This window comes from Micromonospora sp. WMMD1120, assembly GCF_029626235.1.
Classification (GTDB): Bacteria; Actinomycetota; Actinomycetes; order Mycobacteriales; family Micromonosporaceae; genus Micromonospora.
In genome coordinates this window covers 2,791,883-2,804,705 of the sequence record NZ_JARUBO010000005.1, presented here as the reverse complement: position 1 = coordinate 2,804,705, position 12,823 = coordinate 2,791,883, and the positions used below count along the sequence as shown (strand labels likewise).

Sequence of the window (12,823 nt, the reverse complement as noted above, 5' to 3'; positions counted from 1 at the left end):
CGGTGGTCCTTCCGGCTGTCTGGGCCTGGGGCCGGCCCCGTGAGGGTCCGGCCCCAGGAGGTACTCACCGGCGGCATGCCCGCCGGTGGGGTGTGGGCGTTCAGGCGTCGGTGCCCTCGGCTGCCGCGGTGCTCGCCTGGGCCTCGGCGGTCGGCCAGCCCTCGGCCGAGACGCTGGAGGTGTGGCGGGTGCTGCGGACGGTCTCGTCGTCGCCGCGCAGGTCGTCCACGGCGGCGAGGAAGTCGCTGATCCGGTCGTTGTCCATGGGTGCGCTCGTCCTTTCCGAATGGGGTGTGGGCCGTACACCTTCTGGAGCCAGTTCCTGCGGCGGTGAGCGGGCGGTGGGCACCGCGTCTCCTTCCGTTGTTGGGGGGTCAGATGCTGCGCTGGGCTGGCACGGCGGCGGGGGTGGCCGCTTGGCGCAGGGCGTCGCGCAGCTCTCTCATGGCGGGCCGGTCCTCGGGTGCTGGGGAGAGCGCCGCGGTGATGATCGGGCGCGGGCCGGCGGGTGCGGTGTGCAGCCGGGAGGGGCCGTGGCGGGGGATGTCGGCGCACAGGTAGCGGTAGGCCAGGACCGCGAGGCTGAATACGTCAGCGGCTGGGGTGGCGCGGTCGTAGGAGGTGGCGTACTCCGGGGGCCAGTGCACCTCCGGGCCTCGACTGGCGGGGCCGCGCGGGGTGTCGGCGCGTCGCGCGGCACCGAGGTCGGTAATCAGTCCCTGACCGTCGTGGATGAGGATGTTCTCCTGGTAGACGTCGCGGTGCACGATTCCGCGCTCGTGCAGGGTCCCCAGGCCTTCGGCGACGTCGGCCAGGATGTGCAGCCCTGCCGTCACGTCGTCTCGGTTGAGAGTGGTGGCGAGGTGTGCCCGGAAGTTGCCTCCGTGGCAGTGGGGCATGGTGTACCAGTCGAACCGATCGGTGCTGCCCTGCTCCAGTAACGGCACGACGTGTGCGGCGCCTCGGGCGGCGCGGGTGGCGGCGATCTCGTGGCGGAAGTCCTCACGTGTCAAGGCCCTTTCGGCCTCGGTCATCTCCGCGTACCAGTAGAAGCCGTAGGCGGCCTTTCGGGTGGCCTCGTCGAGCTCGGCCAGGACGTGATTGCTGCCGAAGCCGGCCTTGAGGACCACCGGAGGTGCGGCTTTGCGGCTGGCGAGCACCAGAGTGCTGGCGCGGGTGAAGCAGAGGAGATCGTGGACGTGCCAGCCGGCGTCACCAAGCTGGTCAAGGACCCAGGCGGCGGGGTGCATCGGGTGCATGGGCTGCCTCCTCATGATCGCGACGCCTGCGGTAGGGGTTGGCGTACCCGGTCCAGGCAGGCGATGGCCAGCCGGTCGAGTTCGGGTTCGCTGGTGCACGGGTGGCGCAGCACGGGCAGGCCGGTTGCTTCGGTCCACGCGTCGGCGGCCTGTTCGTACAGGTCGGCATACCGAGCAGCGGTCGAGCGGTCCTCCCCGAAGCGACGCATGGTGGGCCGCATGGACAGCCGGGCATGACACAGCCCGGGCTCGGTGGTGAGCAGGACGATCAGGTCCGCCCGCGCGGCCGTGACCTCGGCGAGCTGCTGGACGTAGTGGGCGACAGGACGGTCGTGCAGCAGGGCGATCAGGCTGGCGGTCGACAAGGTGAGCCGGTCGGCGATGACCGCGCCTAGGGACAGGGCGGGGGCGAGGTTGTGGCGAGCATGGAGTTCCAGATCGCGGCGGACAGCGGCCATCGCTCGCACGCCGTCTGCGGCTGGACGGCCGGCCCGCAGGCCGATGATGGAGCGGGTCGCATCCAGCGACAGCCAGGAGAACTGGCCGATGTGCCCGAGGCGGATGTGCTCGCGGGCGGCGTTGGCCAGGATCCGGTCGCGTAGCGTGCTCTTCCCGGCTCCGGCGATGCCCTCCAAGGCCAGCAGCATGCCTCGCTCCTAGTCCTTCTCGGCGATCAGCCAGCTGATAAATTTCGCGATGCGGCCGAGGGTGACCGGTTCGGTGCCGTGGGTGAGCTGGGAGCCGTAGAGCAGGGCGGTGCCCGGGGCCGGGCTCACGCTCCAGCGGGTTCGGGGCATGGCCGTATACCAGTCCGCGGAGTGGTCGGCGCCGTCGTGGGCCAGCCACATACCGTCCGTGAAGCCGTGTCCCTGGGTGTCGTGGTCCAGGCGGGTGTTCCACAGGCGGTCGCTGGACGTGCTTTCGACGTAGAACGCACCGCCGGTCTCCGCCTCGTGAATGACGACGCTGATGCCGGCGATCTGTCGCGGCCAAGCGAGTGGGTCGGGGGCGATGCCGTCGAGGTGGCCGGTGATGTACTGGCCGGGGCCGTACTCAACGTAGGTCCACGGCCGGCAGGCTGTGATCGATGGCATGACGCGGGACAGAGCGGGCCGGGCGCGGTCGAAGGCGTGCTGAAGTAGGGCCTCGGCTCTGTCCGGGATCCTCGGGACCTCGATCCGTCCGGCCGGCTCGTAGACGGCCATGGCTTGCTCGTTGGACTGTCCGGGGATCTCATGGATGGAGGTGGCCCGCCTCGCGCCGAAGCGGAGTCGGGCCTCTTCGGTGAGGAAGTCGTTCATCATGGCGGCGAGCCGGTCCCGCTCCTCGGCGTCGACGAATCCCTCGACGCTGCCGACCGCGACGGTCTCGGCGATGTGGATCACGAGTCGGTCCTCCTCGTCTCGAGCACCCGGCGGACGTCGTCCAGGCCGGTGCAGTGATTGAGCCAACTGGCCACAGGGTGGTGACCGTCAGTGATCGGGCTGGCCCATAGAGCCAGCAGTTCTCCCGTCAGCGGCAACTCCTCCGCACCAGGCAGCGCCTCTGATTCGGCGAGCCTGTCCAGTGCCGGGCACCGGGCCGCGTGCTGTGTGGCGAAGGCCTGCCCCAGGCGTGCCGCCGTTGCCAGTTGGCAGGAGCGCAGGAGCGTTTCGGCAGGCTCAGCCCGCTGGTAGCTGCGGTGCTCGGTAGTTGCCCATCCAGCCCCGACCGCTGCGGCGGCGGCCACAACGCGGCAGGTGGCACAGCACGTGTCCTTGGCCTTCGGGCACGGGTGATCGTGCGCGGGGAGGGTGGTGGCGACCTCGACGAGAGCCGCCCAGGCGGAGTCCGTCAACAACTCGCTGATGGTGCCGCGGTCCGGTTCCGGGCCATGGTTACAGCACACCGGACCAGGCCGGCTCGGGGCGCTGGGAGCGAGCGAGGGCTCGATGAACAGGGCGTGGAAGTACACGATCCGCCCCAACAACTGATGGATCGTCAGCGAGGCTGCGACGCCACCCATGCCGCCTCCTCACTGGTCGAAGCAGTGCTCTGAGGCGCTGGGCAATAGCAGCCGTCCTCGGTGGGCCGCTCGCCGCACAGCGCGTCGGTGACGGCGCGGGTGGCCGCGTCAACGGCGTCGAAGTACCCCGGCCAGCCGTGCCCAGGACGCGGGCGCAGCACCAGGTCGAGTACGGGGCTCGTACGTCCGGTGGTCTCGCACGTCAGCTCCGCCCGTCCGATTGCCACCTGCACCGCGGCGGGCAGGGCGGTGGTCACAGCGGTGATCGCGCGGCACAGGGCGGCAGCGGCTCGTGCGTACTCGGTCCGGTTACGCGGAAGGATGCCGACCCGGCGTTCGGCGGGCGGCAAATCAAGGCCTGGATAAAGATGTCCCTGGCAGCTGTCGTACGTGATCAGGCGCCAGTCCTGGGTGACAGCGTCGACGAGAGGGCGGACGCCGGGCTCGATCGCCTCTCGCCACTGCGGGTGGGCCGGGTCGACGTCGTCGGCTTCGTGCACGCCGGGCAGGCCGACGGTGTTGATGTTGCCGTGCGAGCTGGTGCGCAGCCGCACATGCGGACGGTCCGCCTCGGCGTGGTCCCAGCGGGCGAGGAAGGAGGCGACGTCACGCATGCTGTTCGGCGTACGGGAGCGCAGGCGCACGCTGCGACACCAGGCACCTTCCGGATGCGCGGGCTGGGTGAGGAGTGCGGCGATACCGTCGATCATCCGCATCCGGTAGTCGCAGTAGGCGTCCTGGTCGCCAGCCTGGTCCTGACGCCAGCGGGTGGCCACGCAGCCGCCGCCGCAGGTGGACCGGTACGCGCAGGTGGTGCACCGCTCCATGAGCGTCTTGCCCTGGTTCAGCAGCGGCAGCCGCCGCTGAGCCGCGACGACCGCGCTCTGCCCGAGAGTCTGGTCCAGAAAGGCAAGTTGGGCCTGCGGCCAGGGCAGCTCGTCACAACTGCCGAGCCGCCCGTCCGGATACAGCGTGAAGACGTGGTCGCACTTCAGGTTGGAGAAGTGGCAGAAGCCGGTGTCGAGTCCGCGCAGCCGTCGGATGGTGGACACGGCCGGTTCCAGTTTCAGCCGGGTGAAGTGCCCAGCGCCGATCCAGCGGACGGTGGCGGCGAGCACGAATTCGGCGTACTGGCCCGGGGTGGTCGCCCATCCCGGCCCTTGCGGGCCACGCAGAGCAGCGCGCTGAAGGAGTCGGCTCGCGGGAAGGCGCTGCCCTCGGGCAGCGGTGGGGCCTTGGACAGAGGCATCGAAGCAGGGCACGAAGCTGACAGCGTTGACCGCTTCGAAGCCGGCGAGGTGGTCCAAGACGGCTTCGGCGCGGCCGAGCACGGTCGGGGTGACCGCAGCGATCAATCCGACCCTCCGTCCGCGCTCGGCCAGCAAGCGCAGCGCGGCGGCCACGCGTGGGTACACCGCTTGGCCGTCGTAACCGACCCGCCAGGCGTTGCCCGCCTCGTCTCCGTCGAGGGAGATGCCGATCTGGAGCCGCGGGTACAGGGCGTCGATCAGATCCAGCCACTGCTCATCGAGCAACACGCCGTTGGTTTGCATCGACACCCGCACCACACTGGGCTGGGACGCGAGTTCACGCAGTACCTCGGCGACGTGGTCGCGTCCGGCGGTCAGCGGCTCGCCGCCATGTAGTTCGACAGCTAGCGGGCGCCCCGGGAAGAGCTCGGTGAGCCGACGCACTTGACCGGCGTCGATCCGGGCTCCCCCCGGGACCTCCTTGCGCTTCTCGTAGCAGTACAGGCAGTCGATGTCGCAGGTTTCCCCCCGTAGCTTGAGGATCACCGACACGGCACTGTCGGCGTCTTCGACGTCGAGGCCGCGGTACAGGTGGGCCATCGGGTCGTGCTGATCGGTCGTGCCGTGCATCGGCTGCCTCCCAGGGGTGGGCGTGACCGGGCGGGGATTAGTCGTAGAGGCGTCCCAGCAGGGCGCCCTGGCCGGACTGGAGGATGTGGGCGGCCTCCAGCGGAATCCAGAAGCATTCGAAGTGCGTCGGCTCCTGCTCCCCGTCGTGGTCCTCCTGGCTCATCCACCGCTCCGATGTCGGCTCGGTCAGTTCCAGGTGGAAGACGTGGCGACGCTGGAGCTCGAACCGGTACGGGCTGATGTCGTACTCGGTCTCGCCGAGCTTCCGCACGACCTTGAAGTCCTTCAGGCCGGTCTCCTCACGGGCCTCGCGCAGCGCCGCCGCCTCCGGCGTCTCGCCCGGGCGGACGCTGCCGGCCGGAACCTGGATACCGACTTCCTCGTAGCTGTAATCGGTGTGCCGGAAGACCAGCAGCTTGCCGTCTCGTACGACGTAGCAGAGAACCTTTTCCTTGGTGACCCGCTCCGGCATGGGAGAACCCCTCCTCATTCGTTGACTTTCGGAAGCTCGTAGGCCCACAGGTACTAACGGAACTGCACGCGGTACTGAGCAGCGCCCGCCGACCGCTGGGCAAACGAGCTTGAGTCTAGGTCTGGTGACCGAACGTCACGACGAGCCAAGTGATCCATCGGCAGGGGCGGTGCGCTCGTCTCATCGCCCTGATGCCAGAGCTGCGGGCTCTATCCCGATCCCAGCACCCGTCACGACCAAGGAGGAGGGTCTAGCCTTGTGCTTCATAACCACCTCCGAGGGTCTCTCAAGATCCGAAGCGGATTGACGAGTGGCCGGCACCCCGTCCTCCACACCCTCGCCCTTCGAGCCGCAGTCGTGAACACCGAGCATGCGGACGGAGTGGTTGTCCGCATGGCGCTCGCCCCGTGAGCGGGTTCAAATCGACACCCTTTCGTCGTTCCTGGTTGCGCCGCGCTGAACGCTGAGTGACCCTATGTGCGCGATGTCCACGCTGCTCAATGCCATCCGGAAGTGGTCAGCCCGAAAGGCGGTGTCATGGGTCAGACCCCGCGGGTGCTTCAACCGTCCATGTCTGAGCGCCACTTTTTCGGCGCTGAGTTGCGTAGGCTGCGGGAACACGCCGGCTTTTCGCAGGCGCGGCTGGGAGCCATGATCCGATTCAGTGCCGACCTGGTGCGTCGAGTCGAGACGGCGGACCGGTTCCCCTCGCGGGACTTCGTCGAGGCATGCGACAAGGCGTTGTCGACCGGTGGCGCCTTGATGCGCCTGCTACCGCTGCTCGAGAAGAATCGGGTCAACGCGGGCAAGCCAGCGACAGCTCCGACGGGCGTCATCACCCTGCTCTCCACTCAGCCGGCGGAGCCCTCTGGGTTGGCCGACATGGTCGTCCGGGTTCCATTTCAGCCAGGTGTCCTCGATCGCGCCGCTCTGGACTGGCTGAACGCTGCTGCGGGACCCCGACTGTCTGCGGCCGGCCGGCCCGGCTCACCTGATCAGGTTCGCGAGGAGGACCTCAGTTCCGCTGAGACCGCTCTGGCGATGTTCCGGCAGATGGACCATACCCACGGTGCTGGACGAGTCCATGCCCAGGTGCAGCGGTACGTCGAAGGCGAGCTAAACCGATTGCTGGCAAACACCCCCGCCTCGGAAGCGATCGGTCGGCGCCTGTACAGGCTGGCGGCGGGCTTCTTCGAACTGTGCGGATATCAGGCAGTCGACACCGGAGCCCACGGTCTCGCGCAGCGCCGCTATTTGCGCGCTCTGCGGCTGACGCAGGCCGCCGACGACCGCCTCTACGGCAGCTACCTGCTCGCCGTGAACATCGGTCACTTGGCGCTGCACTGCGGCCATCCCGAGCCTGCGCTGCGGATGGCGCTCACGGCGGTGAGGGGTAGTGAGACTCAGGTGACGCCCGCCGTGGAAGCCGCGCTACACGCCGTGGTGGCGCGGACGTACGCCCGCCTCGGACGCGAAAGCGACTGCTTGGTCCACCTCGACATCGCAGAGAGGCAGCTTAATCGCAGCAGGACCGAGGACGAGCCGCTGTGGATCCAGTACTTCGATCCGGCCTATCTCGCCGACGAGCTTGCCCACTGTTTCCATGATCTGGGCCGGCCGCAGCAGACCCAACGGCACCTGGGCGATGCCCTTGCCGCGCTGAGTCCCACACATGTCCGCCGACTGGCCATCGACACCGCGCTCCTGGCCTCATCGTTGGCTGCCGCTGGCCGCATCGACGAAGCCTGCGCCGCCGGCCGACTGGCGGTGAATCACGCCGCGCGGACCACCTCGCACCGCTGCTTGGAGCGCATCGTCGAGGTGCAGGCCGATCTTGAGCCCTACCGGTGTGAGCCGGAGGTCCGTGAGTTCGGCGAATACGTGCGTTCTCAGCTACCGCTGGCTGCGGTGTAGTCCCCGCAATCGGCAGCCGCAGCCGTCATCACGAAACGGTAGTGCGCGAGTTCCGCTTCCAGCGCCGTGCCCGCCTGGGTGGAGGTCGCGACGTAGTGGCCGACGTCGGGAAGGAGCAGCATGTCGTGGGGCACGCTGTGAGCTGTCAGCTGATCGGCGAGTTCCCGAACATCCTCGGCCACCGCCACGTCATCGGCGGTGCCGTGGATGAGCAGCACCGGCCGCTGAACCGTTGCGGCATCGACCCGCCCGGCACCGCCTCGCAGCCGTCTGGCGTGCGCGCGCTGAAACCTAGGCACGGTTCCCATCCAACGGTCGGGATCCACGATCGCCGACACGGCCGTGGCGGCAGCGAACGGACCGCTCTGCGCCACCGCGTGCAGGGCCGTGTATCCGCCGGCGCTCGCTCCGCGAATGAAGACTTGACCCGGCACGGCTCGTCCTGTTGCGAGCAGGTGGTCCGCCACCGCCATACAGTCATCAACGTCGTCGAGGCCCCACCGGCCGTACAGCGCTTCCCGAAAGGCCCGCCCGTACCCGGTGCTGCCGACATAGTCGACGTCCACGACGGCGAACCCCCGACTCGTGAAGAACTGCGCCTGCCAGTCCAGACGCAGCAGGCACGAAGCGGTGGGCCCAGGATGCGCCCTCACGATCACCGGTGCCCGCCAGTCCGCCGCCGCGGCTGTCGGCGGATACACCAGGGCAAGCACCTCTCGATCATCCGAGACATGAACCCGCAGTTCCGTCGGCGTCGACACTTGCGCCCCGTCGAGCTTGGCGTGCTCTGACCGGGCAAGCACCTCCACCTGAGGATCGGCGGCCGTGAGATGCACGAGCGCGACCTGTGGGGCCGCGGTCGGCGACGACCCGATCAACGCCACCGTCGTTCCTTGAACGGCCAGATAGGGCTTGATGGATGTATATGGAAGGTCGACCGGACGAATAGTGCCGTCAGGACCGATGACGACGAGGCGGTGCCGCGGTCCGTCCTGCACCGCCACAACGATCCGGCCGTCGTCAAGGAAGTCGTACGACGCGTAGCCCAGCTCCCACGGCTCTGCCGCGCACTCACCTGCGATCGGAGCCACCCGCTTCACCTGATGGCCGTCCCACCGGTAAAGGTTCCACCAGCCGCTGCGGTCTGACACGAAGTACAACGCCCCGTCGGGACCCCACCTCGGCTCCACCGCCGACTCATCCGAACCGCCGGCGAGCTTTACCGGGTTCCCGACCTGGCCACGCGGCGAGTAGGAGGCGACCCATATCTCACACCTATCCCAGGGCATGTCGCGCTCGCTCCAACTGGTCCAGGCCAACCTGCCTGGAGCCGACCGAGGTGCGCCGAGAAATCCCCGGGATGCTGCGAGAGCCCGTACGTCCGGGACGCCTGTGAGCGACACCGCGACGAGGTCGTCACCATGCTCCGACTCCCGCACAGCCAGTAACTCGCCGTCGCCGACCGTCAGGTCGCCGAAGGATCCCAGACTGACCAACTCGAGTTCATCGTCGTCAAGACGGCTCCGGTAAAGGCCGTCTCCGCCGACGCACCACAACGTCCCGTCAGTGACAGCGAACGCCCCGCCTCCATACGCGTGAACGCCGCTGGTGACGTTGAAGCCCTCCGGGCTGACGTCTCGCACACCCTCGCCGGGTCGCCAACATGTCACCGTCGCGACCCCGCCGGCTTCGGGGCGGGTCTCCAACCAGTACAGCGCGCCATCCCCTGCACGCAGCTGGTCATAGCTCACAGAGGCACGAACCGCGTCCTCCGTCGAGACCACAGCGATCCTGTCCGCCAGCCTCACGGGTCCTCCTCGAACAACTTCCGTGCGCGACCGTAAGACAGCGCCCTCGTTGACCGGCCTCCGGGGCACCGGCAACGGCGTAGAAGAAGCTGTCGTGCCGCCGAGCCGGCGCGAGTGCTTCCCCAGACACGGTCGACTCTACGCGCAAGCACTTCGTCCCTGCCGCTGGACGGTACGGCTCGAACTGCCGCTGGGCCGCTCAAGTTCGGAGCGACAAATTCGATGCGGACAACTTCCTTTGTCCGCATTTTCGGTATCGACCACACCATTCGAATCGAGCGACCATTCGGAGCGTCAAGCAATTCACACGCGGCCCAACATTGGACGTTTCGCCGCTGCCGACACGAGCTCTTCGGAAGGGTGCAATGCAGCTACAAGATGAATTGACACGCTACGGCTATCGCCAGGAGTTGGCTCGGAGGCTTCGGTTCCGGGACCTGGTCGCGTACGGGCTGGTGTACATGGTGCCGATCGCGCCGATGGCGATCTTCGGCAGCGTGTACGCCGGCTCTGGCGGGATGGTGGCTCTGGCGTACGCGGTGGGTGTGGTGGCGTTGGTGTTCACCGCGTTCTCGTACGCGCAGATGGTGAAGGCGTTCCCGATGTCGGGCAGCGTCTACAACTACGCTGGCCGGGGCATCAGCGCGCCGGTCGGTTTCCTGGCCGGCTGGGTGATCCTGCTCGACTACGTTCTCGTGCCGGGTCTGCTGTACCTGGTGGCGTCGGTGGCGATGCACGCCACGGTCCCGGCGGTGCCGGTGTGGTTGTGGCTGCTCGGGTTCGTCGCGGTCAACACGGTCGTCAACTCGGTTGGCATCCGGATGACCGCGATGGTGACCCGGGTGATGCTCGTCGGCGAGCTGATCATCCTGGCGGTCTTCCTCGCGGTCGCCGGTTGGGCTCTCGCCTCGGGCAGGGGCCGGTTCAGTTGGGAGGCGTTCTACAGCTCCGACACGTTCACTTGGTCCCTCGTGGCGGGTGCGGTGTCGATCGCGGTGCTGTCCTTCCTCGGCTTCGACGGCATCAGCATGCTGGCCGAGGAGACCAAGGGCGGCTCCCGTCAGATCGGCCGGGCCATGGCCGCCGTGCTCATCCTGGCCGGGGTGCTGTTTATCGCCCAGACGTGGCTGGCCGCGATGCTCGTCCCCGACCCCGGCACCCTCCTCGCGGAGGGCGACGTGAACGGCACCGCCTTCTACGACGCCGCGGCCGTGGCCGGCGGAGGCTGGCTGGCGACCCTGTGCGCGGTAGCCACCGCGATCGCGTGGGGCCTGCCGAACTCGATGGTCGCCCAGGTCGCCACCTCACGCCTGCTGTACGCGATGGCCCGCGACCGGCAACTCCCGGCGTTTCTGGCGAAGGTGTCGATCCGCCGCAACGTGCCGATCAACGCCACTCTGCTCACCGGCGTCGTGTCCCTGGTGCTGGGCCTGTACATGGCGACCCGCGCCGACGGGATCACCGTGTTGTCGTCGCTGATCAACTTCGGGGCGATGGTCGCCTTCCTGGTCCTGCACGTCTCGGTAGTGGTGCACCACCTCATCCGCCAGGGCAGCGGCAACTGGTGGGCGCACCTGGTCATGCCCGGGATCGGGTTCGCGATCCTCGCCTACGTGGTGGTCAACGCCAACATCGCCGCGCAGCGCCTCGGTCTGGCCTGGCTCGCCCTGGGCATGGTCGTTCTCGCCGGCCTCTACCTGACCGGCCGCCGTCCCGCGCTGTCGGGTTTGGCGCCCGCGCAGCCGCAGGCCCGCCACGTGGAACGGGTGTGACCGCCATGGAAACGATCACCTACCGGCCCGCCCGCGACGAGCTCGCCTACACCTTCGGCGGGCGGATGCCGGTGGCGCACGTCCGCTCCGGTGACATCCTGCAGGTGCACACCGAGGACTGCTTCGGTGGTCTCGTCCGCGGCCCGGCGGACCTGCCGTCGCAGGTGTGCCGGATGCCGTACCTGAACCCGGTGTCCGGACCGTTCTTCGTCGAGGACGCCGAACCCGGCGACACCCTCGCGGTCCACCTCGCCTCTATCGTCCCCGTCCGGGACTGGGGCGTGTCCTCGACGTTCCCGCACTTCGGAGCGCTGACTTCCACGTCCCACACCGCCACCCTGCAGCCGCCGCTTGAGGAGCGGGTATGGGTGTACGACATCGACCGGCACGCCGGCACGGTCCGCTTCCACGCCACCGGCAGCGACCACGCCGTCGACCTGCCGCTGGATCCGATGATCGGCACCATCGGGGTCGCTCCGGGTGGGTTCGAGGCCCGATCCACGATCGTCCCCGACATGCACGGCGGGAATCTGGACACCCCGGAGCTGCGCGCCGGAACGACCCTGTATCTGGGGGTGAACGTGCACGGGGCGATGCTCGCCCTCGGCGATGGGCACGCCCGACAGGGCGAGGGCGAGGCCTGCGGGGTCGGGGTGGAGATCGCCACGACCACCACCCTGGCTATCGAGGTCATCAAGGGCACTCGGACGGTGTGGCCGCGGCTGGAGACCGACACATCGATCATGTCGGTCGGCTGCGCCCGGCCGTTGGAGGACGCCTACCGGATCGCCCACCGCGACCTGGTCGGCTGGACCAGCACGCTCACCGGCCTGGAAGAGCTCGACGCCTACCAACTGGTCTCGCAGGCGGGGCGAGCGCCGATCGGCAACGTGTGCGATCCGAACTACACGGTCCTGGCCGCCGTGGACAAGGCGCTGCTTCCGAACCCGACCGCCGCCTACGGCGGGGTGCACGCCCGGCTGCGGCAGCGTGCGGCCGGGCTGCGGGAGGAGCCGCGGCGATGACCGCGTCGATTCCTCAGTTGCCGTTGCGGGACGAGTTGTTCCTGCTCGGTCACAACGACGACACCGGCCAACCTCACATCCACCGCCAGGCCCTCGCCCTTGGGATGGCCGGCGCTGTCCTGACCGACCTGTTCCTGGCCGGACGGATCGCCCTCGACGACACCGAGGACACCCGCCCCGGCGGGCGACGCCTGTGGCTTCACCTCGACCGGCCCGTCGGCGACCTCATCGCCGACACCGCCATCACCTCGGTCCGCTACGCCAATCCCGCCCCGACGCTGCGGGGATGGCTGACATGGTTCGCCGAGGACCTGTACGAACGCACCCGCGCCGGCCTGCACGCCGGCGGGATCCTGCACCGCACCAGCCGACGCCGCCTCGGCGGGCTCGCCCGCACCGACGTATACCTCGCCACCGACACCAAATGGGCCGTCGTCCCCCGCGCCCGGCTGCGCTACCTCGCCGCCGGCCGCGAACCGCCCGACAACCACACCGCCGCCCTCGCCGGCCTCGTCGCCGTCCTCGGCCTCGCCGCCCACCTCTACCTCGACGACACCAACACCGTCACCACACAACTGCAGGCGATCGCCGAACAGCACCACCGACCCGTACGCGACATCACCGCCGCCGTCGACGCCGCCGTCGGCGACCTCGCCACCGCCGCCTACCGCTGACCCGTTTCGAAGGA

Annotated in this window: 12 protein-coding genes; 4 read left to right on the top strand and 8 right to left on the bottom strand. The window is 68.8% G+C overall.

The window, feature by feature from the left end:
* Window positions 1-100: 100 nt before the first annotated feature.
* The 7 genes from O7634_RS13245 to O7634_RS13215 all read right to left on the bottom strand — a co-directional run bounded on the left by O7634_RS13245 (window position 101) and on the right by O7634_RS13215 (window position 5,616).
* Entirely contained in the window at window positions 101-265 is a 165-nt protein-coding gene (locus tag O7634_RS13245) for a hypothetical protein (RefSeq protein WP_196246416.1), read from the bottom strand.
* 109 nt (window positions 266-374) lie between these two features.
* The gene (locus O7634_RS13240; RefSeq protein ID WP_278150430.1) at window positions 375-1,259 is read right to left on the bottom strand and encodes a protein kinase; all 885 of its coding nucleotides are present in this window, start codon (window positions 1,257-1,259) and stop codon (window positions 375-377) included.
* An 11-nt stretch (window positions 1,260-1,270) separates the two neighbouring features.
* Window positions 1,271-1,906, bottom strand: a complete 636-nt coding sequence (locus tag O7634_RS13235; RefSeq protein WP_029536935.1) for a hypothetical protein — start codon at window positions 1,904-1,906, stop codon at window positions 1,271-1,273.
* A 9-nt stretch (window positions 1,907-1,915) separates the two neighbouring features.
* On the bottom strand, window positions 1,916-2,644 hold the full coding sequence (locus O7634_RS13230; RefSeq protein ID WP_029536937.1) for a hypothetical protein: 729 nt from the start codon (window positions 2,642-2,644) through the stop codon (window positions 1,916-1,918).
* Window positions 2,641-3,264, bottom strand: a complete 624-nt coding sequence (locus tag O7634_RS13225) for a hypothetical protein (RefSeq protein ID WP_029536938.1) — start codon at window positions 3,262-3,264, stop codon at window positions 2,641-2,643. Before O7634_RS13225 ends, O7634_RS13230 begins: the two co-directional genes overlap by 4 nt.
* Entirely contained in the window at window positions 3,240-5,144 is a 1,905-nt protein-coding gene (locus tag O7634_RS13220; protein ID WP_278150429.1) for a radical SAM protein, read from the bottom strand. The genes O7634_RS13225 and O7634_RS13220 overlap by 25 nt, the downstream gene beginning before the upstream one ends.
* A gap of 37 nt (window positions 5,145-5,181) precedes the next feature.
* Window positions 5,182-5,616, bottom strand: a complete 435-nt coding sequence (locus O7634_RS13215) for an NUDIX domain-containing protein (protein ID WP_029536942.1) — start codon at window positions 5,614-5,616, stop codon at window positions 5,182-5,184.
* A gap of 537 nt (window positions 5,617-6,153) precedes the next feature.
* On the opposite strand from O7634_RS13215, the gene O7634_RS13210 reads away from it, so the two are divergent.
* Window positions 6,154-7,530 (top strand): helix-turn-helix transcriptional regulator, encoded by a 1,377-nt coding sequence (locus O7634_RS13210; RefSeq protein WP_278150428.1) that lies wholly within the window; start codon window positions 6,154-6,156, stop codon window positions 7,528-7,530.
* On the opposite strand, the gene O7634_RS13205 is transcribed toward O7634_RS13210, so the two are convergent.
* On the bottom strand, window positions 7,506-9,338 hold the full coding sequence (locus O7634_RS13205; RefSeq protein WP_278150427.1) for a prolyl oligopeptidase family serine peptidase: 1,833 nt from the start codon (window positions 9,336-9,338) through the stop codon (window positions 7,506-7,508). The two genes, O7634_RS13210 and O7634_RS13205, sit on opposite strands and share 25 nt — an antisense overlap.
* Before the next feature lie 365 nt (window positions 9,339-9,703).
* Between O7634_RS13205 and O7634_RS13200 the strand changes: the two genes are divergently transcribed.
* From O7634_RS13200 to O7634_RS13190, 3 genes are read left to right on the top strand one after another with little or no spacing between them, the layout of a single operon-like run.
* Window positions 9,704-11,110 (top strand): APC family permease, encoded by a 1,407-nt coding sequence (locus tag O7634_RS13200; RefSeq protein WP_029536947.1) that lies wholly within the window; start codon window positions 9,704-9,706, stop codon window positions 11,108-11,110.
* On the top strand, window positions 11,107-12,135 hold the full coding sequence (locus tag O7634_RS13195; protein ID WP_278150426.1) for an acetamidase/formamidase family protein: 1,029 nt from the start codon (window positions 11,107-11,109) through the stop codon (window positions 12,133-12,135). Before O7634_RS13200 ends, O7634_RS13195 begins: the two co-directional genes overlap by 4 nt.
* Window positions 12,132-12,809, top strand: a complete 678-nt coding sequence (locus tag O7634_RS13190) for a GPP34 family phosphoprotein (RefSeq protein WP_278150425.1) — start codon at window positions 12,132-12,134, stop codon at window positions 12,807-12,809. Before O7634_RS13195 ends, O7634_RS13190 begins: the two co-directional genes overlap by 4 nt.
* Window positions 12,810-12,823 lie beyond the last annotated feature (14 nt).